The organism is Roseixanthobacter glucoisosaccharinicivorans (assembly GCF_043195095.2).
In the GTDB taxonomy this organism is placed as follows: Bacteria; Pseudomonadota; Alphaproteobacteria; order Rhizobiales; family Xanthobacteraceae; genus NCEH01.
This window is the reverse complement of the sequence record NZ_CM195538.1, coordinates 2,053,215-2,078,166: the sequence shown is the minus strand read 5'-3', so window position 1 is coordinate 2,078,166 and position 24,952 is coordinate 2,053,215. Positions and strand designations below refer to the sequence as shown.

The following is a 24,952-nucleotide window of genomic DNA, read 5'->3' as shown; positions in this document are numbered from 1 at the left end:
GGCAGGGCGGCCGCTCCGGAATCGCGTTCGGGCGCTCGCGATCGCCCTTGACCGCATCGCCTTGGCCGACCCACACTGGAACAAATAAAAGGTGCGGGCGGGCCAAAGCGCGAGTGGGCACGGGCGTTTCGCCCGCTGCGGGAGGACGCGAATGACGCAAATTGCCATGACAGTGAACGGCCGGGCGGTTTCTGCGGATGTTGAGCCGCGGACCCTGCTGGTCCAATTCCTGCGGGAACACTTGCTGCTGACCGGAACCCATGTGGGCTGCGACACCAGCCAGTGCGGCGCCTGCGTGGTGCATCTGGACGGTGCGGCCGTAAAATCCTGCACCATGCTTGCCGTCCAGGCGGATGGACACACCGTCACCACCATCGAGGGAATCGCCGACGGGGCGACCCTCCATCCCATGCAGGAAGCCTTTCGCGAGCATCATGGCCTGCAATGCGGCTTCTGCACGCCGGGCATGATCATGACGGCGCTGGATCTCGTGGCCCACCACGGCGCCGATCTCGACGAGCCGACGATCCGCGCCCATCTGGACGGCAACCTGTGCCGCTGCACCGGCTATCACAATATCGTCAAGGCGGTGGAAGCAGGCGCCCGGTCCATGGGTGGCGCGCTGAAGCACGCCGCCGAGTAACGCCACACGTGACGTTGTCGGGCCTGTGCCCGGTTGTCCATGCCCGGTGCCGCGACGCTGGCCGCCAAGACGCGAGCGCTCTGCCCGGAGTTCAAGTTCCGCCAGTCCCCCAGGGAGGACGCCATGAACGCCAACAGCTTCGATTCCAGCAAGGTGACGCCGCTCGGCGCGCCGGTGCGCCGCAAGGAAGACCGCCGCTTCATCACCGGCAAGGGCCGCTACACCGACGATCTCGCCCGGCCCGGGCAGACCCACGCCTATTTCCTGCGTTCACCTTATGCGCATGCAGGTATTCGCGGCATCGACACGACCGCCGCCGCCGCCATGCCGGGCGTGGTTGCGATCCTCACGGGCCAGGATCTGGCGGATGACGGTATTCGCGGCCTGATCTGCGGGTGGATGATCCATTCCAAGGACGGTTCGCCCATGAAGGCGGGTCACCACCCCGCGCTCGCCAAGGACAAGGTGCGCTACGTGGGCGACCATGTGGCGGTGGTGATCGGCGAGACACTGAATGCCGCCAAGGACGCCGCCGCCGCGATCGAGGTGGACTACGAGGTGCTTCCTGCCGCCGCGGATCTCGGATCGGCGCAGGCCGCCGGCACGGCGCAGATCCATGACGAGGCGCCGCACAACACCGCCTTCGAATGGGAACTGGGCGACAAGGCGGCCACGGAGGCCGCCTTCGCCCGCGCTGCGCATGTGACGACCATCGACCTGGTGAACAATCGCCTCGCCCCCAATCCCATGGAGCCGCGCGCGGCCATCGGCGAATATGATGCGGGCGATGAAGCCTACACGCTGTGGACCACCAGCCAGAACCCGCACGTGGCGCGCCTCGTGCTGTCCGCTTTCGTGGGTCTTGCGCCCGAGAACAAGCTGCGGGTCATCGCGCCGGACGTGGGCGGCGGCTTCGGCTCAAAGATTTTCATCTATGCGGAAGAGACGGTCTGCGCCTGGGCCTCAAAGCGGGTCGGCCGGCCGGTGAAATGGACCTGCGACCGCTCCGAGGCCTTCCTGTGCGACGCCCATGGGCGCGATCACATCACCCATGGCGAACTGGCGCTCGATGCCGAGGGCAAGATCATCGGCTTCCGGGTCAAGACCACCGCCAATATGGGGGCCTATCTCTCCACCTTCGCGTCCTGCGTGCCGACCTATCTCTACGCGACGCTGCTGTCCGGCCAGTATGATATCCCGGCCATCTATTGCGAGGTCGACGCGGTCTATACCAACACCGCGCCGGTGGATGCCTATCGTGGTGCCGGCCGCCCGGAAGCGACCTTCCTGGTGGAGCGCATCGTGGAGAAGGCGGCGCGTGAGATCGGGCAGGATTCGGCCGAGTTCCGGCGGCGCAATTTCATCACGAGCTTTCCGCATCAGACGCCGGTGATCCTGTCCTACGATATCGGCGGCTATGCGGCCTCGCTCGATAAGGCGCTGGAACTGGCGGACTATGCCAATTTCCCGGCCCGCAAGGCGGAAGCCGCCAGGCGCGGGAAGCTGCGCGGCATCGGGCTTTCCAATTATATCGAAGCCTGCGGCATCGCTCCCTCCGCTGCCGTGGGCTCGCTGGGTGCGGGCGTCGGCCTGTGGGAAAGCGCCGAGGTGCGTGTGAATCCCACCGGGAATGTGGAGGTGCTCACCGGCTCTCACAGCCACGGCCAAGGCCATGAGACAACCTTCGCCCAGCTGGTTTCCGCTCGCCTCGGCATTCCCATCGACCAGGTGACCATCGTCCATGGCGACACCGACAAGGTGCAGTTCGGCATGGGCACTTATGGTTCACGCTCTGGAGCGGTGGGCATGTCCGCCATCTCAAAGGCGTTGGACAAGGTGGAGGCCAAGGCGAAGAAGATCGCCGCCCACATCCTCGAGGCCTCGGAAGGCGACATCGAGTTCAAGGACGGCCATTTCACCGTGAGCGGCACCGACCGTTCGCTTGCCTTTGCCGCGGTGGCGCTGAACGCTTATGTGGCGCACAAATTCCCCACCTCGGAGATCGAGCCGGGGCTGAAGGAAGGGGCATTCTACGACCCCGTCAATTTCACCTTTCCCGCCGGCTGCCATATCTGCGAACTCGAGGTGGATCCCGAGACCGGGACGACGGAAATCATCAAATGGGTGGCGGTCGACGATTTCGGCTCCATCATCAATCCGATGATCGTGGAAGGGCAGGTCCACGGCGGCATCGCCCAGGGCGTGGGCCAGGCGCTGCTGGAAGGCGTGCGCTATGATGCCGACGGCCAATTGCTGACCGGCTCCTACATGGACTACACCATGCCCCGCGCTGGCGATCTGCCCTCGTTCGTCGTCGACATGACGGAAACGCGCTGCCCGTCCAATCCGCTCGGCATGAAGGGCTGCGGGGAGGCCGGCGCGATCGCAGCGCCGCCGGCCGTCATCAATGCTTTGACGGATGCGCTCGGCACGGAGGATATACCCATGCCGGCGACGCCCGCGACGCTGTGGAAGATCGCGCAGGGCCAGATCGCCCGCCGCGCGGCCGAGTGAGGGAGACGCACCATGTATGCCTTCGATTATCAGCGCCCCGCCGGCCTCGATGAAGCCCTCGCCGCGCTGCAAGCGGGCGAGGACGTGAAGCTGCTGGCGGGTGGCCAGACCTTGCTGCCGACCCTCAAGCAGCGGCTCGCCCAGCCGGCGGTCCTGGTGGATCTTGCGGCCATTCCCGAGCTGAGTCGCATCGAGCAAAGCCAGTATTTCCTGACCATCGGGGCCATGACGCGCCATGCGGACGTGGCGGCGTCGCCCATGGTGGCGGAAGCCATTCCCGCATTGGCGGAGCTTGCCGGGCTGATCGGCGATCCGGCAGTGCGCAACCGCGGCACCATCGGCGGGTCCATTGCCAATAATGATCCCACCGCCGACTATCCCGCCGCCTGCCTCGCGCTCGGCGCCACCATCGTCACCAGCGCCCGCCGCATTGCCGCCGAGGATTTCTTCACCGGCCTGTTCGAAACCGCCTTGGCCGAGGATGAGGTGATCCTCGCGGTGGAATTTCCCGTGGGCGCGCGCGCGGCATATCGCAAGTTCCGCAATCCCGCCTCGCGCTATGCCATGGCAGGCGTGTTCGTGGCCACACGTGAGGGCGACGTCCGCGTCGCGGTGACCGGAGCCGGGCAGGGCGGCGTATTCCGCTGGAGCGATGCGGAAGCGGCCCTGGCGGCGGATTTCTCCCCGTCTGCGCTGGACGCGCTGACGCTCGATCCGTCCGACGTCATGGCGGACCTTCACGGCAGTGCGGAATATCGCGCGCAACTCGTCAAGGTCATGGCCAAGCGCGCGGTGGCGGCAATCGCCGGCTGATGCGCCGGCCAGCCCGGCGTTTCCCCGCTAGGTCACCTACATTCTGGTCGGTTCGGCGCCGTTCGGGCGCTGTCGATCGGCGGGTGTACGCTTGCGAAAATCGGCAAGGCCAGCCACAGCATCGGGACAAGAGTGAATGCTGAGACCTAGGCTGGCCCCATGACCGCTGTTGCGCTTCCCTCCTCAATTGATGCGACAGAAACCCTTCTCTCAGGCGCCGGTTATGTGCCCGACCGGGCGCTTGCGACGGTCTTGTTCCTGGCGCTGCGCATGGGCCGCCCGCTGCTCCTGGAGGGCGAGGCTGGCGTCGGCAAGACGGAGGTGGCGCGTACGCTTGCGAAGGCATTGGGGCGGCGGCTAATCCGTCTGCAATGCTATGAGGGACTCGATCTTTCCGCCGCCGTCTACGAATGGAACTATGCCGCGCAGATGATCGCGATCCGCCTCGCGGAAGCCGCCGGGGAGAGCGACAAGGGCGCTATCGCCTCCGATGTGTTCTCAGAACGCTATCTGCTGCGCCGGCCGCTGCTGGATGCGTTGATGCCCGATCCCGCCGGCCCGCCGGTGCTGCTGGTGGACGAGCTGGACCGCACCGACGAGGCGTTCGAGGCGTTCCTGCTGGAAGTGCTTTCCGATTTTCAGGTGACCATCCCGGAACTTGGAACCATCAAGGCACCCCATCCACCATTGATCATCCTCACCTCCAACCGCACCCGCGAAATCCATGACGCCCTGAAGCGCCGCTGTCTCTATCATTGGGTCGATTACCCGACGGCGGAGCGCGAACTGGCAATCCTGAGGGCGCGCCTGCCGGGCTTGCCCGAGCGCCTGTCGCGCGAGGTGGTGGCGTTTGTCCAGGCGCTGCGGAAGGAAGACGTGTTCAAGGTGCCCGGTGTCGCGGAAACTCTCGACTGGGCGTCGGCTCTGGTGGAACTTGATGCTGCGGCGCTCGATCCCGCCGTGGTGGGAGATACGCTCGGCGTGCTCTTAAAATATCAGGACGACATCGCCGGCACCGATGCCGGGCGGATCGAACGGCTGATCGCGGAAACGCGCGAGGCCCTGCGGCCGCGCGAATGAGCGGCGCCGCTCCGGCGGCCGGGAGCGAGGGCCGACTTTCGCACAATATCGCTTATTTCGGCCGCGCGCTTCGCGCCGCGGGTCTTCCGGTCGGGCCCGGCACGGTGCTGGATGCGGTGCGGGCGGTGGGTGTCGCGGGCGTCGGTGCGCGGGAGGATTTCTACAATGTGCTGCGGGCGGTGTTCGTCAGCCGCCACGAGCATCAGGAAATCTTCGACCAGGCGTTCGAGCTGTTCTGGCGGCGGCGCGCGCAGTCCGAGCGACTGATCGCCATGCTCTCGCCGCCCGCGCCCGGGGCCGAGGCGAAGGACAAGCCGAAAGTGCGCAAGCGCGTGGAGGATGCGCTGTTTGCCGGCGTCGGCCGCGAGCACCGCACCAAGAAGAGCGAGATCGAAGTGGAGGCCCATTTCAGCGCCTCCAGCACGGATGTGCTGCGGACCAAGGATTTCGCCCAGATGACCGCCGAGGAACTGGCGCTGGCGCGTCGCCGCATCGCTCGCCTGCGTCTTCCCGACAATGAGATCGCGACCCGCCGCCTGAAGGCGGACCGAAAAGGCACGACGTTAGACCTGAGAGCGTCCCTGCGGGCCTCGCTGGCGAGCGGAGGCGCCTTCATGGCCTTACGCAGGCGCGGGCCGCAGGCGCGTCCGCGGCCGGTGGTGGCGCTGGTGGATATTTCAGGCTCGATGGCGGACTATTCGCGGCCGGTGCTGCATTTCCTCCATGCACTGACGGAACGGCGCGGGCGAGTTCACACGTTCCTGTTCGGCACGCGGCTCACCAATGTCACGCGCGTGCTGCGCCATCGCGATCCGGACGAGGCCCTGGAGAAGGCCGGCCAGGCGGCGCGGGACTGGTCCGGCGGCACGCGCATTGCCGCCTCGCTGCGGGCCTTCAACAAGATCTGGTCGCGCCGCGTCATGGGACAAAATCCCATCGTCCTGCTGATCACCGACGGGCTGGAGCGCGACGCCGACGCCATGCTCGATGTGGAGATGGATCGCCTGCGGCGGTCCGGCCACCGGCTGATCTGGCTCAATCCCTTGCTGCGCTACGACCGTTTCGAGCCGAAGGCGCGCGGAATCCGGGCCATGTTGCCTCACGTGGATGCCTTCCGCCCGGTGCATAATCTGGCGAGCCTGGAATCTCTGGTAACGGCGCTCGCCGAGGAGACGGATGCGCTTGCGCGGCGTCCACACGCGCGCGGCGTCCTGCCTCACGCTTCCTCCGCCATGGCGGGCGGATAAGCGTGCACGTCCCCGCAATGATCGCGCACCGCCCCCCCGCCGGGCTCAAGATAGCCCGGAGTCAGCGGGACCTTGCCGTAGCCGCCGGGGATGTCGAGCACATAAGTGGGCAATGCGACGCCCGAAACGCGGCCGCGAAGGGCGCGCATCAATTCTGCGCCGGTGGCAATCGGCAATCGGAAATGGGCCGTGCCGGGCGCAAGATCGGGATGATGCAGGTAATAAGGCTTCACCCGGCATTCCACGAGGGCGCGAAACAGGTCGGTCAATGCCTGCGCGTCATCGTTCACGCCCTTGAGCAGCACCGATTGCGACAGCACCGGGATGCCAGCATCCACGATTTGCGCCAACGCCGCGCGCGCGCTCGGCTGGAGTTCGCGCGCGTGATTGGCATGGACCACAACATAGGAGGCGACGCCCGGAGCCTTCAGGGCAGAGATCAGCGGATCGCTGATCCGCTCGGGCGCGGCGATCGGCACGCGCGTGTGGAAGCGCACCACCTTCACGTGGTTGATGGCAGCGAGGCGCTGCACCACCTCGGCCATGCGGCGCGGCGAGACCATGAACGGGTCGCCCCCTGTGAGGATCACTTCCCAGATCGCCGGGGTGGCCGCGATATAGGCGAGGGCCGCATCGAATTGCGCCGGGCTGAGCGCGGCATCCCCGCCCGGCCCCACCATCTCGCGCCGGAAGCAGAAGCGGCAATAGACGGCGCAGACGCTCACCAGTTTCAGCAAGACCCGGTCCGGATAGCGGTGCACGATGCCCGGCACGGGCGAATGGGCTTCATCGCCAATGGGATCCGCCAATTCCATCGGCTGCACATCCAGTTCGGCCCGGTCCGGCACGAACTGGCGCGCGATGGGGTCCGCGAGATCGTCGGGCGCGATCAATGCCGCAAGGTCGGGCGTGATCGCCACCGCATAGCGCGCCCCGACCCGATCCAGCTCCTCCCGCCGCGCCTCCGGGACGAGGCCGGCCGCGATGATGTCGTCGGCGGTGCGCAGGGTGGACATAAGAGTTTCCGACGGAAATTTTCCGTGATGTGGCGTCTGAAGGCTCAATACGCGGGGGCCGCCCCTATATAGGTAACGCGGCTTGATTGCCAGAATCGTACTCCGCAGGAGGATTCCATGACCAGCTCGAACGAGGATGTCCTCGAAGGCGCCCTGCGCTGGCGCCGCGAAGGCAAGAAGGTCGCGCTCGCGACCGTCCTGGAGACCTGGGGTTCAGCGCCCCGCCCGGTGGGCAGCCATCTGGCCGTGGACCAGGATGGCGGATTCCTCGGCTCCGTCTCCGGCGGGTGCGTGGAAGGCGCGGTGGTCAGCGAGGCGATGGACGTCATTGAATCCGGCAAGCCGCGCATCCTGGAGTTCGGCGTTGCCGACGAAACAGCGTGGCGCGTGGGGCTCTCCTGCGGCGGCGCGATCCGCGTCTATGTCGAGCGGGTGGACTGAGCGCCGTCGCCCTCTCCCGCAGCTTAGGAAGCGCGATCATGAACCTCGAAATCCTCGCCCAGCTCACCGCCGCGCGCGCCGCTCGCCGCGCCGCCGTGCTTGTCACCGAACTTGAAACCGGGGTGCAGCGGCTGGTGGCCGGCGAAGCCGTCTCGGGCGATGCGCTTGAACCGTCGCTGCGCGCCGCGCTGGCCAGCGGCAAGAGCGGCATCCTTGAAACGCCGAATGGCCGGGTCTTCCTGACGGTTCAGGTGCCGCCCCCGCGCATCGTGGCGATCGGGGCAGTCCATATCTCCCAGGCGCTGGCGCCGCTCGCCCGGATCGCCGGCTATGACCTCACCGTCATCGACCCGCGCACCGCCTTTGCAACGCCCGAGCGCTTTCCGGATACGACCGTGATCGCCAAATGGCCGGATGAGGCGCTGAAGGAAGTGACCCTCGACGCCTTTACGGCCGTCGCGGCTCTGACCCATGATCCGAAGATCGACGAACCGGCGCTCCAAGCCGCGCTCAAGGCCGGCTGTTTTTATGTCGGAGCCCTCGGCTCGCGGCGCACCCATGCCAAGCGCGTGGAGCGTCTTTCCGCGCTCGGGGTCTCGCAAGAGGAGATCGGCCGCATCCATGCCCCCATCGGGCTCGACATCGGCGCGGCGAGCCCGGAGGAGATCGCGGTCTCTGTTCTCGCCCAGATCATCGGCGCACTGCGCAAGGGCAGCCTTGCACCGGCCAGGACCGAGGCTGCGGCGTGAAATTCGGACCCGTCCCACCGGCGCTGGCGCAGGGGGCCATCCTCGCCCATTCCGTGCGGACGGAGCATTTCACCCTGAAAAAGGGCGCGCGGATTGGGCCGGATGAGATTACGGCACTCCAGGCGGCGGGGCTGGCCGAAGTGGTCGTGGCCCAGCTTGAGGCGGGAGACGTCTCGGAGGATGCCGCCGCCAATCGCCTTGCCGCATGCCTGGGCGGCGATGGGCTGCGCGCGGCCGCCGCGTTCACCGGCCGCGCCAATCTGTTCGCCACGCACGCCGGGATCTTGCAAATCGACCGCGCGATCGTCGATGCGCTGAATGCGTTGGACGAAGCGGTGACCTTCGCCACGCTGGAGCCGTTCCGCGCCATCGCCGAGGGCGACATGGTGGCGACGGTGAAGATCATACCCTACGCCATCTCCCCGGAATTGATGGAATCGGCGCGGGCGCTGGCGCGGCCGGCGGTTCGTATCGCTCCGTTCCGTCGCCGGCGGGTGGCGATGATTTCCACCCTGCTTCCGGGCCTGGCCGACAAGGTGGTGGAAAAGACCCTGCGCGTGACGCGCCAACGCCTGACGCCGGCTGGCGCCGCGCTCTGCGCTGATCTGCGCGTGCCGCACGCGGCTCCAGAACTGGCCGTCGCGATCGAGCGGGTGCGGGCTGAAGGGGCCGAATGCATCATTGTGTTCGGCGCATCCGCAATCGTCGATCGGCGCGACGTTATTCCCGCCGCCCTCGAAGCGGCTGGTGGCCGGGTGGAGCGGCTCGGCATGCCCGTGGATCCGGGCAATCTCCTGATGTTGGGCGTCCTCGACGGCATTCCGGTGCTTGGCGCGCCAGGGTGCGCGCGCAGCCCGAAGGAAAACGGCTTCGACTGGGTGCTGATGCGATGCCTCGCGGATGTGCCGCTCACGGCATCGGACATCGGCGGCTGGGGAGTCGGCGGCCTGTTGGGCGAAATCATCACGCGGCCGCAACCGCGCGGTGGAGCCGGGAGTGAGGATATGGCGGAGGAAAAGCCGCCCGTGGCCGCCATCGTGCTGGCGGCGGGCCGGGGCACGCGCATGGGCGGTCCCAACAAGCTGCTGGAGGAGGTGGGCGGCCGGCCGGTCGTGCGCCGCGTGGTCGAGGCCGCACTCGCATCGCGGGCATCCTCGGTGCTGGTGGTGACCGGGCATGAGCGCGCGCGGGTGGAACGCATCCTCGCCGGCCTGCCAGTGACATTCGTCCATAACCCCGCCTTTGCCGAGGGCTTGTCCACCTCCGTGCGCGCCGGCATCTCGGCGGTGCCGGACGGGGCAGGGGCGGCCTTGGTGATGCTTGGCGACATGCCGCTGGTGGGGCCGCAGATCCTCGACACTCTTGTGGAGGCGTTCGATCCCGATGCGGGTCGCTTGATCGTGCTGCCGGTCGCCGATGGCCGACGCGGCAATCCCGTGCTGTGGGATCGCCGTTTTTTCGATGCCCTGGCCAAACTGGAAGGGGACGTGGGTGCCCGACATCTGATCGCCGCGCACGCTGAGGCGGTGGTGGAGATTGAGGTCGAGGGGCCCGGCGCATTCCTCGACGTGGACACGCCGGAGGCGCTGTCGCGTGCCCGCGCTCAGGTTCCCGAGCACGCCCCCGGAGAGCTGCCGGCGCAAGGGACCGATGCTCTTGACCTGCACCATGCCAAGTCTTAGACCTCCCGCCACGAGGGTGAATTCCCTCCGTAAGCGTCTGACGTCAACCAACGCGCAACGTGGTGCGGCCACATTGGCCGCCCTGCCTGAAAGCGCGATGTGATGTTAAATCCTCCCAATTCCCCCGATTCCGAGCTCGTGCCCTTGTCGTCCCGCACGGTTTTGCTGCGCCTGCTGCCGCTGGTGTGGGTCGTGTTCTTCAGCGCCCTTGCGATCGCGGTGCCTTTGCCCGTGCTGGCGCTGCACGTGCACGACACGCTTGGCTTCAGCATCGCAACGGCGGGCCTTGCCGTCGGCATCCAGTCCTTTGCAACCTTGCTCACGCGACAGTTCGCCGGATCAGCGGTCGATCGCTACGGCGCCAAGATGGCCGTGGTGGTGGGCCTGCCGCTCGCCGTGGTGGCCGGGTTGCTCTATCTCGGCTCCCTCCAGATATCGACGCCCTTTGCAAGCCTCGGCGTGCTGACGGCCGGAAGGTTGTGCCTCGGCCTTGCGGAAAGCCTGTTCCTCACCGGCACCATGGCCTGGGGCATCGGCCGCGTCGGCCTTGCCAATACCGGGCGGGTCATGGCCTGGCAGGGTATCGCGCTCTATGCCGCCATCGGCATGGGTGCGCCCATCGGGCTCGCCATCCATGCCGTCTATGGCTTTGCCGGCGTGGCGGCGGTGGCGGCCATAGCGCCGCTGGTGGCCCTGCCCATGGTGTTCCTGGTGGCCGCCGTGCCCACGATGCCCGGGCGCAGGCTCGGCTTTCACCATGTGCTGGGGCTGATCTGGCGCCACGGCGTGGCTCTGGCGCTCGCGACGGCGCCGTTCGCGGTGCTGGCCACGTTCCTGGCGCTGGTGTTCGCCAGCCGTGGCTGGCCTCATGCCGGGGCGGGGCTGTTCCTGTTTGGCGGGACCTATATCGGGGTGCGCCTGTTCCTGGCGCATCTGCCGGACCGGATCGGCGGCCGCGGCGTGGCCGCGGTGTCGCTGCTGATCCTGGCTGCGGCGCAGATCATGCTGTGGATCGCCTCCGGACCTGGCCTCGCGCTGGCCGGCGCCGCCCTGTCGGGGATCGGCTTCTCGCTGATCTTTCCCGCTTTGGGCGTCGAGGCGGTGCGGCGCGTGCCGGCGGAAAGCCGGGGCCTTGCGGTCGGCGGCTTCCTCGCCTTCTTCGACATCGCCCTCGGCGTCACCGGTCCGGTCGCGGGGATTCTGGTAGCGGCCTTCGGCTATGGCTCCATGTTCCTCGCGGGTGCGATTGGCTGCCTGCTCTCGTTCGGGCTCGTGATGAGCTTGCCGCGCACGCGGGCCTGATACCACGGCTCAGAGCCCGCGGGTCTCAGAGCGCCGTCGGGCGGAAGCTGCCAGGGCGGTCAGAACGGCTCGGGTATGAGGTGCGTCACGGGCAGGTCGAGCCGTTCACAGAGAAATTGCGCGAGGCGTAAGCGGTGGCAGCCTTCCACGTGGCGCTCATAGCACATGAGGCAGATGCGGCGGCCCTGGGCGAGCGTCGCCAGCTCCTCCAGCGCCGCGCGGCCCTGGTCCGTGGCGATATGGGCGTCATAGATCCGCATCAGCGTATCGTGGTCTCCGGAGCGCGCCGCAAGCCGGCCCTCCTTCGGGGTGCCTAGCGGCCGCAAATGCACATAGGCGATGCCGCGCTCCGCGATACCTGCGGCCAGCGCGGTTTTCGAAAAGCCCAGACGGCGCGAGGCGGCCACCGCGCGCACGTCCACCAGCAGATCGACGCCGGCGCGGGTCAGGGTGTCCTGAAACGCGCCGGACGTCGTTTGCTCATAGCCGACGGTGAAGAGTTCGGTCGCCTTGGTGTTCGCCATTGATCCTCATCCGTAGAGCGCCTTCGGCAACCACAGCGCGATGCCAGGGAACACATAAAGCATGATCATTGCGAAAATGACGAGATAGAGGAAGGGCATGACGCCGGAGAAGATCTGGTCGATGGAGACGTTCTTCGGTGCCACTCCCTTCAGATAGAAGGGTGCCATCGCGACTGGCGGCGACAGGAACGAGGTCTGGAGGTTAAGCGCGACCAGGATGCCGAAGAAGATCGGGTCCACGCCGAAGTCGTCCAGAAGCGGCAGGAAGATGGGCAGGAAGATCACGATGATCTCGGTCCATTCCAGCGGCCAGCCCAGCACGAAGATGATGGCTTGGGTCAGCAGCAGGAAGCCGATGGGCCCGAGGTTGAGCGCGAGGATGAATTCCTCGACCACCCTCTGTCCGCCCAGCAATGCGAACACCGCCGAGAACACCGCCGAGCCGACGAACAGCCAGCACACCATGGCCGAGGCGCGCGCAGTGAGGAATACGCTCTCCTTCAGCTTGTTCACGGAGAAGGTGCGATAGGCGAGAGCGAGCAGGACAGCGCCCGCCGCGCCGATGGCCGCTGCCTCGGACGGCGTTGCGAGGCCGAAGATGATCGCCCCGAGCACGCCACTGATGAGGATCGCCAGGGGAAAGAACGAGCTCGCCAGGGCGAACGCGATCTCTCCGAACGAGCGCGCCTTCGCTTCCGGCGGAAGCTTCGGCGCGAGCGCCGGGTTCAGCATTGCGCGGATGATGACATAGCCCATGTAAAGCCCGGTCAGCATGAGGCCGGGCAAAAACGCGGCGGCATACAGCTTCACCACCGAAACGCCGGCGGTGGCGCCGTAGAGAATGAGCATCACGCTGGGCGGGATCAGAATGCCGAGGCAACCACCCGCGCACACCACGCCGGCGGCGATCTTGGTGTCGTAGCCAGCCCGCAGCATGGCCGGAAAGGCCAGCAGGCCCATGAGCGTGACCACCGCTCCGACGATGCCGGTGGCAGTCGCGAACATGGCGCAGGTGATCAGGGTCGCAACCGCGAGCGATCCCGGCACCCAGCCTGCCGCCAGCTGGATCGCCCGAAACAGGCGATCGAGGATGTTGGCCCGTTCCACCACATAGCCCATGAACAGGAACAGGGGGATCGAGATCAGGACGTCGTTCGCCATGACGCTGTAGGTGCGTTGGACGAACAATTGAAACACCGTATCGCCGCGCGTGATGTATCCAAATCCAACGCCGAGCGCCATGAGCGTAAAGGCGATGGGAAAGCCGAGCATGAGGAAGACGAGGAACAGAACGAGCATCAAAATGCCGAGGGCGGGATCCGATAAAAACATCACAGTGCCCCCTTGCCGATGGCTTCGGCATCCGTCTTGTTGGCCGCGTCTTCAAGAATGAGCTTTTCCATCTCCTCGACATCGTGCAGTCGATCGGGCCAGACTCCGGTCCGCAAGGTGATGATGCAACGGATCACCTCGACCACGCCCTGCAGGAACATTAGGACGCCGGTGATGGGAATGAGCCCTTTAAAGGGCCAGATCATCGGGCCGTCGGGCGAGAAAGAGGAATGTTCGTTGAGCAGGTAGGAGAGATAGAAATAGCCCCAGCCCGCGTAGATGAGCGCGATAATCCCGGGGAAATAGAACAGGAAATAGAGCACCAGATCGACCGCAGCCTGCCGCTTCGGCGGCCAGTTGCGATACAGAAAGTCACCGCGCACATGGCCGTTGCGCGAAAGCGTGTAGGCGCCCGCCATCATGAACAAAGTGCCGTACAGGATGTAGGAGACGTCATAAGCCCACGAGGTGGGGGATCGCAGCACATATCTGCAAAAGACTTCGTAGCAGATGGCGGCGGTCAGGATGACGATGACCCAGGCGAACAGCTTTCCAACAAAGGTATTTAACTTATCTATACCGATCAGAAACGCTTGCATTGCGCGAATTCTCCGCTTCGGCAGCCATGACGGTGCCCCTCGTCATCGCGATGCACGCGCCACGACGCGCCTGTCCGTGCCTCATGCGCGCAACCGCCCATGGCGCTGGCCAGGGGCGGTTGCAGCTTCGCAGGCGCGGCGCGGGCGCCCGGCGCGCGGTGTCGCGCCGGCGTCAGGCCTTCTGGAAGAAGTGGTTGTAGGCGAAAGCGCTATCCGCCTCATATTGCAGGCGGAAGCCGACCACGCGCTTGGCCCACGCCATCTGGCTGTCGACCACCTTTTTGAAGAACGGGTCCGCGGAGAGATTGGCGATCACCTTGTCCCAGGCGTTGAGCTGGGCTTCCAGCACCGATTTCGGCGTCGTGATGACCTTCACGCCGCGCGCCTTGAGCGCCTCGAGATCCTTGGAATAGCGGTCCTGCGCCTTCCACATCATGTCCGAGGAGGCCGCGTCCGAAGCGCCGCGGATGATCGCCTGCACATCTTTGGGCAGGCTCTCGAACTTGGCCTTGTTGAACAGGACCTCAAAGCATTCCAGGGCCTGGTGATAGCTCTGCACCATGTAGACCTTGGACACGTCGGGGAAGCCGAGCACGGTGTCGGAGGAGGGATTGTTGAACTCCGCGCCTTCCAGCAGGCCACGGTCCATGGCCGGCACGATTTCGCCACCCGGCACGATGGTGACCGCGACTCCCATTTCCTTGAACAGGTCGGCGCCCAGGCCCACGGTGCGGTACTTCATGCCCTTCATCTGGTCGGGGCTCGTGATCTCCGCCTTGAACCAGCCGAGGGGCTGCGTCGGCATCGGCCCTGTGAGCATGCCCACGACATTCAGCTTGAGGATCTGCTGGGTCAGCTCGTCGTACAATTGCTGACCGCCGCCATACCGCACCCAGCCGAGTAGTTCGTCGGCATCCCAGCCGAAGGCGGGCGCCGTGCCGAACAAGGAGAACGCCTTGTTCTTCCCGTACCAATAGGCGGAAACGCCATGTCCGCCGTCGATGATGCCGGAGCTGACCGCGTCCAGCACCTGGAATGCGGGAACCACCGCGCCAGCGGCGAGCAGCTCCAGTTCCACGCGCCCACCGGCCATCTGGTTCACATAGCGAACAAAATCGCCCGCGAATTCGTGGAAGATGTCCTTGTTCGGCCAGGTGGATTGGAATTTCAGCTTGATCGGCGCCTGGGCATGGACGGCCGGGGCTGCGATGACGGCGGCGCCCGCCGCAGTTGCGGCCGCTGCCGTGAGAAAGCCGCGTCGCGAGGGACGCGCGGAATCATTCACTTTGGAAGTGTCGGTCAATGTATCCTCCCTAAGGGGGTACGGCTCTCTTTGGAACCATTGCGGTGTTGGCGCACCATTCCCCCGAACGCCTTAGCAGACGCTACGTCATGCCGTTACGGCAATAGACTTTAGTCTAGTCCGATCAAAAATATTCGGACCGCCGGCCCAAGTCGGCCCGCGCAGCCTGGATCGGGGATCAGCAAGGCGCATTTTTGCCGGACCGGGGTGCGACGCGCGCGCGATACTTGCCGCGAGGCGCGCGGCGGAATACCTGTATCCGCCTTCGCCGGGTCTGCCCGGTCGAGCGGGGAGCATTGAAATGGCCGAAATCCAGCAACCCATCGAGCTTCATTACTGGCCCACCCCCAACGGGTGGAAGATCGCCATCATGCTCGAGGAATGCGAACTGCCCTACACCGTGAAGCTGGTGAACATCGGGAAGGGGGATCAGTTCAAGCCGGAATTTCTCGCCATTTCACCCAACAACAAGATCCCCGCGATCCTTGATCCCAACGGCCCGGACGGCGCGCCGATCTCGGTGTTCGAGTCGGGCGCGATTCTGCAATATCTCGGCCGCAAGACCGGCAAATTCTATCCCGCCGAGGAGCGCAAGCGGGTGGAGGTGGACGAGTGGCTGTTCTGGCAGATGGGCGGCCTCGGCCCCATGGCCGGGCAGGCTCACCATTTCCGCATCTATGCGCCCGAGAAGATCCCGTATGCCATTGATCGCTACACCAATGAGGTGCATCGCCTCTATGGCGTGATGAACACGCGCCTGAAGGATCGCGAATTCCTGGCGGGCGACTATTCCATCGCCGATATGGCCTGCGTCGGCTGGGCGAAGCTCTGGGAACGCCAGGGCCAGAAGATCGAGGAATTCCCTCATTTCCAGCGCTGGCTTGAAACCGTGAAGATGCGCCCCGCTGTTCAGCGCGGCCTTGCGGTGAGCGCCGAGGAACGCAAGCCGGACCTTTCCAAGGACAAGGAAGCCCAGAGCATCCTGTTCGGGCAGCGCGCACGATGAAGGCGTAAGCCTCCCCCTCGCTTTTTGCGCGGGGTCGGCTTAGATGCGACCGTCGCCAGTGGCCCCGGCGCCCGTGGACGGGCATTCGGACCATGCACGGCAGCAAGGTCCAGGAGTTGCTTTTTCCATGTCGCCCGATCCGCGCACCATACTTGGCCAAGCCTCTGCGTTCGCCCGGGCGGGGCAAATGGACAAGGCAATCGAGGGATTCCGCCTCGCGGTGCAGCTACAGCCTGCCCTGGTCGACGCCCATCGTATGCTGGCCATGGCGCTGATCCAGGCCGGCCATGCGGACGAGGCCCTGCCGAGCGCACGGCGCACCGCCAATCTCGTGCCGAAGGATCCTCACGCGGCGATTCTGCTGGCTGTCGCGCTCCAGGGCGTCGGCCAGTTCGAGAAGGCGCTTGCCGCTGCCGAGCGCGCCATCAAGCTCGCGCCCCAATTGGGCGAGGCCCATTTCCAGGCGGCCAATGCGCTCGGCGCGCTGGATCGCCACGAGGCCGCCGCCAAGGCCTATTCGCGGGTGTTGGAACTCGACCCGTTGGCGGTGGAGGCGCTTGCCAACCGTTCCGTCGCCCTGGTGCGTGCGGGCCATCCCGAGGCGGCGCTCGCCGATTGCGAACGGTTGCTGGAATTGCAGCCCTGGTCGCCGGTCCACCCCGTCAACAAGGGCTTCATCCTGCTCGAGCGCGGCGCCGCCGCCGAGGCGCGTGCCTCTGCCGAGCAAGCCATAAGCTTGGCCCCCGACTTCGTCGATGCGCACCATCTGCTGGGCGAGTGCTGTTTTCTGCTCGGCGATCTGGAGGGCGCGTGCGCGGCCTATGAGCAGACGGTGCAACGCGCCCCGCAGCGTCCGGATTTTCGTTTGCGTTACGCTTTTCTCCTGCGCCGGCTCGGCGCCTTTGCGGAGGCGCACCAGCAAAGCGCCGCCGTGCTTGAGGCCATGCCGGGCGATTCGGCCGCCTTGTTCGAACGGGGCATGGCGCGCGAGGGCCTGGGCGATGCCGAGGGCGCGCTGGAAGATCTCGACGCCTTGCTGGCGAAGGAGCAGCCTTTCACCGAGGCCCTGCTGGCCCGCGCCCGCCTCCTGACCCATCTCGGCGCGCGCGGCGATGCCCGGGCCGCCGTCGACAAGGCTCTGCACCTCGACGCTCACAACGCCCACGCGCTCGATGCCAGCGCGAACGAGGCGCTGGCGCGCGGTGCCTGGGCCGAAGTCTGGGCCGCACTCGATGCCGCGGCGCAGTCGGCGCGTGCCCGTCTCGCGGCGCGCAACGTCGGGATCTGGGATGGCACGGGGAGCCCGCGCGTCCTCGTTGTCGCCGCCGGCGAACGGCTTTCCGATACGATCGCCCTGGCTCGCCTGCTGCCTCTGCTGGCCGACCGAGGCATCGAGCCGCGCCTTCTGGTTGCCGAACCGGCTGATGCCGCACTGTTCGCGTCCCTTGATCCCCGTGTCGTGGTCTTGCCCGAGGCGGCGCAGATTGATCCGGCGGAAGAGGGGCTCTTGGGGGTCGCCCTGGCAAGCTTGCCTCAGCTTATTGCGCCCGATCCGGCTCTGTGGCCGCGCGTGCCCTATCTCCATGCGGCGCCGGAGCGCCTTTCAGCCTGGAGCCATGCGCGTTCCGCCGGCGATCTCGTGATCGGAATCCATTGGCAAAGCGAGGATGCTGGCCGCGTCGAGCCTCTGCGCAGCGCTCAGCTGGACGCGTTTGCGCCGCTCGCCGCGATCGAGGGTGTGCGACTTGTGGGGCTTCAGCAGGGCCCGTCGGCGGCGCAGATGGATCGCGTGCCGTTCCGCGGGCGCATTCTGCGCCTTGAGAGCGATTTTGACGCGGATGGCACGTTCCTCGACAGCGCTGCGCTGCTCCATCACCTGGACCTGCTCGTCAGTGTCGACGCGCCGCTGGCGCACCTTGCGGCCGCAATGAACCGCCCGGTGCTGCTCGCGGCGAGCGGAGCAACCCATTTTGCCTTTTCTGGCGACGGCGCGGAAAACGTATTCTATCCCTCGGTGCGTGTCGTGCGCCAGGAGCAGCCGGGACAGTGGGGCGGCGTGTTCACCGCGATCGCGGCTGGGGTGGAGATGGGTAAGGCGGAAAATCATGAGCCCAAGTGAAGCTGTGCCGGCGCCGGTAGAGATTCTCGCCCCGGTGTCCGCAGGCGAGCTGATCGACAAGATCACCATTCTGGAAATCAAGGCGGAACGCATCTCCGATCCGGCGAAGCGCGCCAATGTGGTGCGGGAGCTGACCGCGCTGGCGCGGCTGCGGGACATGCATGCGTTGAGCGCCGGGTTCGAGGCGCTGAGCGCCGAAATCAAGCGCGTGAACGAGACGCTGTGGGAGATCGAGGACGCGCTGCGCGAGCTCGAAGCGGAAAAACGCTTTGACGCCAAGTTCGTGGAACTGGCGCGCGCGGTCTATGTGACCAATGATCGGCGGGCGGCGATCAAGAAGGAAATCAACACTCGTTCCGGCTCGCTGTTCGTGGAAGAGAAATCCTACGCCGGCACTTAATTGCGAGGACAAGGGCGGCGGCGGCTTGCAAAGCCGTCTTTCGTTCGGCATACGTGAGCGCAATGGAGACGTGGCCGAGAGGCTGAAGGCACTCGTTTGCTAAATGAGCAGACCCCCAAAAGGGTCTCGAGGGTTCGAATCCCTCCGTCTCCGCCACATATTTTGGCTAAGCCCTTCAGTATAAACAAAAAAATACGATTTGGGTGAACCTGAGCTCCATAGGCAATCCATCGCGTGCGTCTGAGTAGACACGAACACGTGGGAACGAGAGCGGCGACAAAACGAGGGCCACGCACTGGGCAGGGTGAAAGCCACACCGCCAGCTCGTCGCGAGCCATCACCATTCCTTTGCGGATTTCCGGCCGCGAGCTTTTCAATCGTCGCATCGCCACTGACGAGTAGCGCGCGGAGCGGCTTGGTTGGCTCTTCCGCTTCGGAGGCACTGCGGGTGGAGGCAGCCCCGAGGTGTTCTTCAGCGCTGCCTGGACCTGGGCCTGCGAAACCTCGTCGGCGAGCTTTGCGATAGCAGAGTTGCTGCCGGAGTCCTTCAACGCTTCTTTAAGGCACTTGGCCAATTCGGCCTCGATTTGGTCCGCAAGCGCGGTTGCGCGCGACATGGCAGGCGATTCTCCTGCGCTTGGATTACCAACCAGCGCGGACCACAGGATGGGAGGCGCAGACCAGCTGGATCGCGCTTCGAGCCTTTGCGCAGCGTCCATTGACATCGGAAAGCGCGTCACCACATCCTGAGCATCGTTCAACAACTGAAAGGAGGTGGTCAGATGTCTCATTGTCACTTGCCGCACGTGGCAGTCCTCATGAGCAAGACCTCCGCCCCGGGGGCCGGGTTCGCCTGAGCTGCCCATTCCAGGCAGGACAATGGAAGGGCCGTCCCCGAAAAGGTCGGCCCTTCGCTTTTCGTGCGGGTGATGTCTGCGGTTCCGAAGGACCCCACGGGCTGCGAGGCGGCGCCGGTGGTTGTCCGGTTTGCCGCCCGTGCCCATCTATGCGGATTACGAAAGCCACAGCAGACTGGTCCGGTCATGGCGATTGCGTTCGAGAGCACTTTCAGCTCGCTTCCAGAGAGCCTCTACTCAGCCGTCAACCCGACCGCCGTCCGGCAGCCGGTCCTGATCCGGCTGAATGACGAGTTGGCAGAGGAACTGGGCCTGGACACGCAATGGCTGCGGAGCGCAGACGGCCTCGCAACGCTCTCTGGAAATACGGTCGTGAACGCGTCCATGCCGATCGCGCTCGCCTATGCCGGACATCAGTTCGGCAATTTCGTTCCCCGGCTCGGGGACGGTCGCGCCGTCCTCCTTGGGGAGGTGGTGGACCGGAGCGGCACGCGGCGTGACATCCAGCTGAAGGGAGCGGGGCGCACGCCCTATTCGCGACGGGGCGACGGGCGCGCGGCCCTGGGGTCAGTCCTGCGCGAATACATCGTCAGCGAGGCGATGGCCGCCCTCGGCGTCCCCACTACGCGCGCTCTTGCGGCCGTCGCCACCGGCGACCGGGTACAGCGCGAGACCGGGCTTCCGGGCGCTGTTCTCACCCGCGTCGCCTCGAGCCACATCCGGGTGGGGACGTTTCAGTATGCCGCCGCACGCGGTGACGCCGCGACGCTCCACAGTCTGGCGGACTATGTCATCGCACGGCATTTCCCCGATGCCGCCGACGCCGACAATCGATACCTTGCCCTGTTCGATCATGTGGTCCGCGCACAGGCAAGCCTCGTCGCGCAGTGGATGTCGCTGGGCTTCATCCACGGCGTGATGAACACCGACAACATGGCGATTTCGGGCGAGACCATCGACTACGGCCCCTGTGCCTTCCTGGACACCTACGATCCGGCAAAGGTGTTCAGTTCGATCGACGAATTCGGCCGCTACGCCTTCGGCAACCAGCCCCGCGTCGCAGCCTGGAACTTGGCGCGGCTGGCCGAAGCCCTGTTGCCTCTGATCCATGAGAACCCGGACCGAGCGCTCGTGGCCGCGCAGGAGATGCTCGGCGGTTTCAAGGAATTGTTCGAAGTGGCCCACCTGCGCCGGATGCGGGAGAAGCTCGGGCTCTCGACCGAAAAGCCCGAGGACGCCGACCTTATCGAGGATCTCCTGGAGGCAATGCGCGAGGGACAAGCGGACTTCACCCTCACGTTCCGAAGCCTGTCACGGCTGCCCGCAGATGAAAGTGCTCCCCTCGGCCTGGCTGACCTGTACTCCGATCCCAAACGTCTCGAGGCTTGGTACGATCGATACAAGACGCGTCTGCTGCGGGACCCTGTATCCCCGCAGGAGAGGGCGCGCACCATGCTTCAGGTCAATCCGCGTTTCATCCCGCGCAATCACCAGATCGAATCCGTGATCCGCGCGGCCGTGGATGAGAGCGACTATGCGCCATTTCATGATCTCGTCCGCGTCCTGGCCACGCCCTATTCGGGCCAGCCCGGAGATGCGGTTTACGAAGCGCCGCCGCGTCCGGATGAACAGGTCCTGCGGACATTCTGTGGTACGTAACGCTGTTTCCTGCCTGCGAGGAGACGGCGCCCTTCTGGCGGCTCGGTGGGAGAAGATCACGAGCAGGATGCGACGCGGGTCAGCGCCCTTGACGATGAGAGGGCGACATAGTGCGCCGGGGTATTCGTCTTGCCCGACGCGCCTCCGGCGATGATCAATAAGGGCGTCGCGGCAGAAGACTGCTCGCGTGACGCCACATGTTCGGTCGCCTGCCGTATCTGCAGATTGAGGGCATCAAGATACTCAGCGGTCGCGGCCAAAGATTCACTTCCCGCACCAGCGTCGGTGCGTGGAGGTTCCTAGATCCCGTTATGCTCGCAACGGGGTTTTCGCGCCAGAAACGGTTATTAAGATGGTCGATCTTTACTGCTCGCCGATTTGCGAGGCGGCAGCGCCATCGAAGGCTTCGATCCAGGTGCATACTCTGTCGCTGGCGCCGCGCAGTGGCGAGCCGATCGGGGTGTAGGCGAAGTAGCTGCGCGATGGCAGCCAGAGGTGTGGAAAGGGCGTTATCAACCGCCCGGCGCGCAGGTCGTCCTCTATCAGGGTGGACGGTGCCATTGCCACCCCGAGGCCGTCCACGGCGGCCTGGATCGACAGATAGAAATGATCCAGCGTCAGCATCGCCTCTGGTTCGAGAGAACCATGCCCGGCCTTCGCCAGCCAGTCGCGCCAGAGCCTGGGCATGCTGGCGACGTGGAAAAGCGTGTGCCGCGCCAAATCCCCCACCTCGTCCAGCGGCTGGCGTTGCAATAGCGCGGGGCTGCAAGCGGGGAGCCGTCTCTCCGGGAGCAGCAGGCACGCCTCGAAGCCGTGGAAGGCGTCCGGTCCGCCGCGAATGATCAGGTCATAGTCGCCGGCCAGCCCGTCAACCGGCTCGCTGCCGGTCGTCAGCTCGATGGCGATGTCGGGATGCGCCTCCCGCAGCCGGCCGAGCTTCGGCACCAGCCAGCGCAAGCTGAAGGTGGCGAGGGCATTGACCTTGAGCACCACCGTTCCGCTGGCTTCCCTGCCGTGCATCGCCGCCGCCCGGGCGATGCGCTCAAGCGCAGGCTGGATTTCGCCGAGCAGCGCCCGCCCCTCGGTTGTGAGGGCAACGCCGTGGCTCAGGCGGCGGAACAGCGCCGGCGGGCCGAGCCACTCCTCCAGAAGCCGGATCTGCCGGCTGACCGCGCCATGGGTGACGCCGAGCTCCGCAGCGGCGTCCTTGAAGCTCGACCGGCGCGCTGCAGCCTCGAACGCGCGCACGGCGTTCAGAGGGGGCAGAGGTCGATCTTTGGAGGGGGCTCTCATGTGAGTTTATCTGACGTCGGTGCCGCGAATTAGTGGTTTGCGCCGCGCATTCTAACAGGCGCACAGTCGTGAGGTGACAAATTCATCCAACATTGCTTCCACCACCACCTCCCCGGGGCAACCCTGTGCGCCGCCGACCCGCAGGCGCACTTTGGCCCTTTCCGGGCTCGCGCACGCACTGCACGACGGATACACCGACGCCATCTACGTGCTCCTTCCCGTGTGGCGGGCCGAGTTTGGGCTCGATTATGTTGCGCTCGCGCTGCTGCGCGGTCTCTATGCCGGCGCCATGGCCACACTGCAGGTGCCGGCGAGCTGGCTCGCCGACCATGTCGGCGGACGGGGGGTGTTGATCCTCGGGACGGTGCTCGCCGCGGCCGGCTATGCCCTGGCCGGCTTCAGCGGCGGGGCCATGGGCCTGTATGCCGCGCTGCTCGTCTCCGGCGCCGGCTCCAGCGTCCAGCATCCGATCGCCTCCAGCGCGGTGGCGCGCGCCTATGGAACGGCGGCGCGCGGGCCGCTCGGCACCTATAATTTCACGGGCGACCTGGGCAAGGCCATCATTCCCGCCGCGCTGTCCCTCGGCCTTGCCATCGCGCCGTGGCGGCCCGCGCTCTGGCTGCTGGCGCTTGCGGGCGTTGCCGTCGCTGTGCTGCTCACTTTGTTCATGCCGAGAATCGAGCCGGCGCCTCCGCCTTCCGCCTCGCTCCCCCGAATGTCGGGGCGCAGCGGTCGTGGTTTTCCGCTGCTGCTCTCCATCGGGATGGTCGACACGGGGGTGCGCATGGGCTTCCTCACCTTCCTGCCGTTTCTGCTGCAGCTGAAAGGCGCGTCGCAACCGCTCATCGGGACGGCGCTCGCCCTGGTTTTCCTGGGCGGCGCCGCGGGCAAGCTCGCCTGCGGTTGGCTCGCCCAGCGCTGGGGCGTCGTCGGCGTTACCCTGACCACCGAGGGCCTTACCGCTCTCATGATCGCGCTAGCCGCTGTCCTGCCGCTTCTGCCGCTGCTGATGATCCTGCCGCTGCTTGGGCTGACTTTGAACGGCACCTCCTCGGTGCTCTACGGCACCGTGCCGGAACTGGCGCCCGCTGGCCGGACCGAGCGCGCCTTCGCCATCTTCTATACGGGCGTGATCGGGTCCGGGGCGTTGTCGCCGCTGCTGTTCGGCGCGATCGGCGACCAGGCTGGCCCCGTCATCGCGACGCTGGGCACCGCGGCCGTGGCGCTCTTCAATCTGCCGCTCGCCCTTGCCCTCGGTCCACGGCTGGCAGGACGGTGAGCGGCGGCCGTCAGTCCTATGCAGGCCCGCGCCGCGTGAGGCTTCGAGAAGGAACGACATGGCAAGAGATACCAACGCCCGGGCTGGCCAATGCCATTGTGGGGCCGTGCGCTTCGAGGTCGCGCTCAGCGACGGCTTCAATTCGATCCGACGCTGCACCTGCTCTTATTGCCGCATGCGCGGGGCCGTCGTCGTGATGGCCGAAATGGGCGGCGTCCGCATCCTCGAGGGCGAGGAGATGCTGACGACCTACCGCTTCCATAGTGGAGCCGCGCAGCACTTCTTCTGTTCGCGCTGCGGGATTTACACGCACCATCAAAGACGATCCGATCAGAGCCTGTACGCTGTCAACGTCGCCTGCCTCGACGGAACAAGCCCGTTCGATTTCCTTGAGGTGCCCGTCATGGACGGCGTCAACCACACGAGCGACACCGGAAAGCCAACGCGCCGAGCCGGCACCCTGCGTTTCATTCCGGCGGGGTGACCGTGACGGATCCGCAGGCGCAAGGATGCGTAAAAGCGCCAGCACCGTTATCTTGGTCTGTGATGTTGCCCCCACCTTCTATTCAGCGGCGAGTTCGCTCCGGCAGTTGGATCTGCCCTGTTCGGCGGCGTGAGGTGGGATGGCGCGGAGCTTCCGGCTTGGAGCAGCGGTCGATCCCGTCGCGGGCGAAAGATGGTGGCGAAGGCGGACGGGGTCTGCCAGCCGATTGCGGAGTGGGGACGTGATACATTGTAGCTGTCCCCCGCACGCTCAAGGCGACTCTGGCTTGGCTCAGCGCCGAGAACAGAGCTTCGTTGAGAAGCTCCTCGCGCAGCGGCCCCGTTGAAACATTCGATAAAGGCACTCTGCATCGGCTTTCGCGGCCCGATGTGGGCCACTCGACCTGTGCCGCGTCTGCCTCGGCAAGGATGGCGTTGGAGGTGAACTCACTGCCATTGTCGCTGACGATCATCTTCGGCCGGCCGCGCTCAGCCATCAGGCGATCCAGTTCCCTGGCCACCCAGCCGCCGCAGAGCGATGTGTCAGCCACCAGAGTAAGGCATTCTCGGGTGTCGTCCTTCACGACCGTGAGCATGCGGAAGCGGCGACC

General features: G+C 65.9%; 22 protein-coding genes, 1 tRNA gene and 2 pseudogenes. 16 read left to right on the top strand and 9 right to left on the bottom strand.

The features are described 5' to 3' along the window. Positions 1-151 precede the first annotated feature (151 nt). The 5 genes from V5F78_RS09335 (at position 152) to V5F78_RS09315 (ending at position 6,297) form a co-directional block, all read left to right on the top strand. The gene (locus V5F78_RS09335; protein ID WP_394071731.1) at positions 152-643 is read left to right on the top strand and encodes a (2Fe-2S)-binding protein; all 492 of its coding nucleotides are present in this window, start codon (positions 152-154) and stop codon (positions 641-643) included. Between the two features lie 123 nt (positions 644-766). Then, positions 767-3,157 (top strand): xanthine dehydrogenase family protein molybdopterin-binding subunit, encoded by a 2,391-nt coding sequence (locus V5F78_RS09330; RefSeq protein WP_394071732.1) that lies wholly within the window; start codon positions 767-769, stop codon positions 3,155-3,157. 12 nt (positions 3,158-3,169) lie between these two features. Continuing rightward, positions 3,170-3,970: an FAD binding domain-containing protein gene (locus tag V5F78_RS09325; protein WP_394071733.1), complete on the top strand. Its 801-nt coding sequence runs from the start codon at positions 3,170-3,172 to the stop codon at positions 3,968-3,970. 159 nt (positions 3,971-4,129) lie between these two features. Continuing rightward, complete coding sequence (locus tag V5F78_RS09320; RefSeq protein ID WP_394071734.1) at positions 4,130-5,050, top strand: AAA family ATPase; 921 nt, start codon at positions 4,130-4,132, stop codon at positions 5,048-5,050. Then, the gene (locus V5F78_RS09315) at positions 5,047-6,297 is read left to right on the top strand and encodes a vWA domain-containing protein (protein WP_394071735.1); all 1,251 of its coding nucleotides are present in this window, start codon (positions 5,047-5,049) and stop codon (positions 6,295-6,297) included. Before V5F78_RS09320 ends, V5F78_RS09315 begins: the two co-directional genes overlap by 4 nt. Here V5F78_RS09315 and V5F78_RS09310 read toward each other — a convergent pair. Then, positions 6,267-7,313, bottom strand: a complete 1,047-nt coding sequence (locus V5F78_RS09310) for a lysine-2,3-aminomutase-like protein (protein ID WP_394071736.1) — start codon at positions 7,311-7,313, stop codon at positions 6,267-6,269. The genes V5F78_RS09315 and V5F78_RS09310 overlap by 31 nt on opposite strands. Before the next feature lie 117 nt (positions 7,314-7,430). On the opposite strand from V5F78_RS09310, the gene V5F78_RS09305 reads away from it, so the two are divergent. The 4 genes from V5F78_RS09305 (at position 7,431) to V5F78_RS09290 (ending at position 11,487) form a co-directional block, all read left to right on the top strand. Beyond that, a complete protein-coding gene (locus tag V5F78_RS09305; RefSeq protein WP_394071737.1) occupies positions 7,431-7,754 on the top strand; it encodes an XdhC family protein in 324 nt (107 codons plus the stop codon). A gap of 38 nt (positions 7,755-7,792) precedes the next feature. Continuing rightward, the gene (locus tag V5F78_RS09300; RefSeq protein ID WP_394071738.1) at positions 7,793-8,503 is read left to right on the top strand and encodes an XdhC family protein; all 711 of its coding nucleotides are present in this window, start codon (positions 7,793-7,795) and stop codon (positions 8,501-8,503) included. After that, positions 8,500-10,185: an NTP transferase domain-containing protein gene (locus V5F78_RS09295; protein WP_394071739.1), complete on the top strand. Its 1,686-nt coding sequence runs from the start codon at positions 8,500-8,502 to the stop codon at positions 10,183-10,185. The genes V5F78_RS09300 and V5F78_RS09295 overlap by 4 nt, the downstream gene beginning before the upstream one ends. A gap of 102 nt (positions 10,186-10,287) precedes the next feature. Beyond that, entirely contained in the window at positions 10,288-11,487 is a 1,200-nt protein-coding gene (locus tag V5F78_RS09290; RefSeq protein ID WP_394071740.1) for an MFS transporter, read from the top strand. Between the two features lie 59 nt (positions 11,488-11,546). Here V5F78_RS09290 and V5F78_RS09285 read toward each other — a convergent pair whose 3' ends face one another. The 4 genes from V5F78_RS09285 to V5F78_RS09270 all read right to left on the bottom strand — a co-directional run bounded on the left by V5F78_RS09285 (position 11,547) and on the right by V5F78_RS09270 (position 15,245). Next, a complete protein-coding gene (locus V5F78_RS09285) occupies positions 11,547-12,011 on the bottom strand; it encodes a DUF488 domain-containing protein (RefSeq protein WP_394071741.1) in 465 nt (154 codons plus the stop codon). 6 nt (positions 12,012-12,017) lie between these two features. Next, complete coding sequence (locus V5F78_RS09280; RefSeq protein ID WP_394071742.1) at positions 12,018-13,343, bottom strand: TRAP transporter large permease; 1,326 nt, start codon at positions 13,341-13,343, stop codon at positions 12,018-12,020. Then, positions 13,343-13,942: a TRAP transporter small permease subunit gene (locus V5F78_RS09275; RefSeq protein ID WP_394071743.1), complete on the bottom strand. Its 600-nt coding sequence runs from the start codon at positions 13,940-13,942 to the stop codon at positions 13,343-13,345. Before V5F78_RS09275 ends, V5F78_RS09280 begins: the two co-directional genes overlap by 1 nt. Positions 13,943-14,114: 172 nt before the next feature. After that, the gene (locus tag V5F78_RS09270; RefSeq protein ID WP_394071744.1) at positions 14,115-15,245 is read right to left on the bottom strand and encodes a TRAP transporter substrate-binding protein; all 1,131 of its coding nucleotides are present in this window, start codon (positions 15,243-15,245) and stop codon (positions 14,115-14,117) included. A gap of 301 nt (positions 15,246-15,546) precedes the next feature. Here V5F78_RS09270 and V5F78_RS09265 point away from each other — a divergent pair, with 301 nt between their 5' ends. The 5 genes from V5F78_RS09265 to V5F78_RS09245 all read left to right on the top strand — a co-directional run bounded on the left by V5F78_RS09265 (position 15,547) and on the right by V5F78_RS09245 (position 21,286). Continuing rightward, positions 15,547-16,251, top strand: a complete 705-nt coding sequence (locus V5F78_RS09265; RefSeq protein ID WP_394071745.1) for a glutathione S-transferase N-terminal domain-containing protein — start codon at positions 15,547-15,549, stop codon at positions 16,249-16,251. A 127-nt stretch (positions 16,252-16,378) separates the two neighbouring features. Next, the gene (locus V5F78_RS09260; RefSeq protein WP_394071746.1) at positions 16,379-18,370 is read left to right on the top strand and encodes a tetratricopeptide repeat protein; all 1,992 of its coding nucleotides are present in this window, start codon (positions 16,379-16,381) and stop codon (positions 18,368-18,370) included. Further along, positions 18,357-18,770 (top strand): DUF6165 family protein, encoded by a 414-nt coding sequence (locus V5F78_RS09255; RefSeq protein ID WP_394071747.1) that lies wholly within the window; start codon positions 18,357-18,359, stop codon positions 18,768-18,770. Before V5F78_RS09260 ends, V5F78_RS09255 begins: the two co-directional genes overlap by 14 nt. A gap of 64 nt (positions 18,771-18,834) precedes the next feature. After that, positions 18,835-18,926 (top strand) — tRNA-Ser (locus V5F78_RS09250). An 887-nt stretch (positions 18,927-19,813) separates the two neighbouring features. Next, a complete protein-coding gene (locus tag V5F78_RS09245; protein WP_394071748.1) occupies positions 19,814-21,286 on the top strand; it encodes a protein adenylyltransferase SelO in 1,473 nt (490 codons plus the stop codon). Positions 21,287-21,322: 36 nt separating this feature from the next. On the opposite strand, the pseudogene V5F78_RS09240 reads toward V5F78_RS09245, so the two are convergent. Next, a pseudogene (locus V5F78_RS09240) lies at positions 21,323-21,546 on the bottom strand (UvrD-helicase domain-containing protein); the annotation flags it as partial. 103 nt (positions 21,547-21,649) lie between these two features. After that, positions 21,650-22,579, bottom strand: a complete 930-nt coding sequence (locus V5F78_RS09235; protein WP_394071749.1) for a LysR substrate-binding domain-containing protein — start codon at positions 22,577-22,579, stop codon at positions 21,650-21,652. A 151-nt stretch (positions 22,580-22,730) separates the two neighbouring features. On the opposite strand from V5F78_RS09235, the gene V5F78_RS09230 reads away from it, so the two are divergent. Continuing rightward, complete coding sequence (locus tag V5F78_RS09230; protein ID WP_394071750.1) at positions 22,731-23,858, top strand: MFS transporter; 1,128 nt, start codon at positions 22,731-22,733, stop codon at positions 23,856-23,858. 58 nt (positions 23,859-23,916) lie between these two features. Continuing rightward, positions 23,917-24,342, top strand: coding sequence for a GFA family protein (locus V5F78_RS09225; protein WP_394071751.1), 426 nt, complete (start codon positions 23,917-23,919; stop codon positions 24,340-24,342). 47 nt (positions 24,343-24,389) lie between these two features. On the opposite strand, the gene V5F78_RS09220 is transcribed toward V5F78_RS09225, so the two are convergent. Beyond that, on the bottom strand, positions 24,390-24,713 hold the full coding sequence (locus V5F78_RS09220; RefSeq protein ID WP_394071834.1) for an integrase core domain-containing protein: 324 nt from the start codon (positions 24,711-24,713) through the stop codon (positions 24,390-24,392). Between the two features lie 74 nt (positions 24,714-24,787). Then, positions 24,788-24,937: pseudogene (locus V5F78_RS09215) on the bottom strand (IS3 family transposase); the annotation flags it as partial. Positions 24,938-24,952: the final 15 nt, after the last annotated feature.

Excerpts from the sequence above, each read along its gene's own strand:
- V5F78_RS09265 (WP_394071745.1), top strand. The coding sequence starts at position 15,547 with ATGGCCGAAATCCAGCAACCCATCGAGCTTCATTACTGGCCCACCCCC.
- V5F78_RS09330 (WP_394071732.1), top strand. The coding sequence starts at position 767 with ATGAACGCCAACAGCTTCGATTCCAGCAAGGTGACGCCGCTCGGCGCG.
- V5F78_RS09245 (WP_394071748.1), top strand. The coding sequence starts at position 19,814 with ATGGCGATTGCGTTCGAGAGCACTTTCAGCTCGCTTCCAGAGAGCCTC.
- V5F78_RS09325 (WP_394071733.1), top strand. The coding sequence starts at position 3,170 with ATGTATGCCTTCGATTATCAGCGCCCCGCCGGCCTCGATGAAGCCCTC.
- V5F78_RS09255 (WP_394071747.1), top strand. The coding sequence starts at position 18,357 with ATGAGCCCAAGTGAAGCTGTGCCGGCGCCGGTAGAGATTCTCGCCCCG.
- V5F78_RS09285 (WP_394071741.1), bottom strand. The coding sequence starts at position 12,011 with ATGGCGAACACCAAGGCGACCGAACTCTTCACCGTCGGCTATGAGCAA.
- V5F78_RS09315 (WP_394071735.1), top strand. The coding sequence starts at position 5,047 with ATGAGCGGCGCCGCTCCGGCGGCCGGGAGCGAGGGCCGACTTTCGCAC.
- V5F78_RS09260 (WP_394071746.1), top strand. The coding sequence starts at position 16,379 with ATGTCGCCCGATCCGCGCACCATACTTGGCCAAGCCTCTGCGTTCGCC.
- V5F78_RS09310 (WP_394071736.1), bottom strand. The coding sequence starts at position 7,313 with ATGTCCACCCTGCGCACCGCCGACGACATCATCGCGGCCGGCCTCGTC.
- V5F78_RS09220 (WP_394071834.1), bottom strand. The coding sequence starts at position 24,713 with ATGCAGAGTGCCTTTATCGAATGTTTCAACGGGGCCGCTGCGCGAGGA.
- V5F78_RS09225 (WP_394071751.1), top strand. The coding sequence starts at position 23,917 with ATGGCAAGAGATACCAACGCCCGGGCTGGCCAATGCCATTGTGGGGCC.
- V5F78_RS09335 (WP_394071731.1), top strand. The coding sequence starts at position 152 with ATGACGCAAATTGCCATGACAGTGAACGGCCGGGCGGTTTCTGCGGAT.
- V5F78_RS09305 (WP_394071737.1), top strand. The coding sequence starts at position 7,431 with ATGACCAGCTCGAACGAGGATGTCCTCGAAGGCGCCCTGCGCTGGCGC.
- V5F78_RS09280 (WP_394071742.1), bottom strand. The coding sequence starts at position 13,343 with ATGTTTTTATCGGATCCCGCCCTCGGCATTTTGATGCTCGTTCTGTTC.
- V5F78_RS09275 (WP_394071743.1), bottom strand. The coding sequence starts at position 13,942 with ATGCAAGCGTTTCTGATCGGTATAGATAAGTTAAATACCTTTGTTGGA.
- V5F78_RS09290 (WP_394071740.1), top strand. The coding sequence starts at position 10,288 with ATGTTAAATCCTCCCAATTCCCCCGATTCCGAGCTCGTGCCCTTGTCG.
- V5F78_RS09320 (WP_394071734.1), top strand. The coding sequence starts at position 4,130 with ATGACCGCTGTTGCGCTTCCCTCCTCAATTGATGCGACAGAAACCCTT.
- V5F78_RS09300 (WP_394071738.1), top strand. The coding sequence starts at position 7,793 with ATGAACCTCGAAATCCTCGCCCAGCTCACCGCCGCGCGCGCCGCTCGC.
- V5F78_RS09235 (WP_394071749.1), bottom strand. The coding sequence starts at position 22,579 with ATGAGAGCCCCCTCCAAAGATCGACCTCTGCCCCCTCTGAACGCCGTG.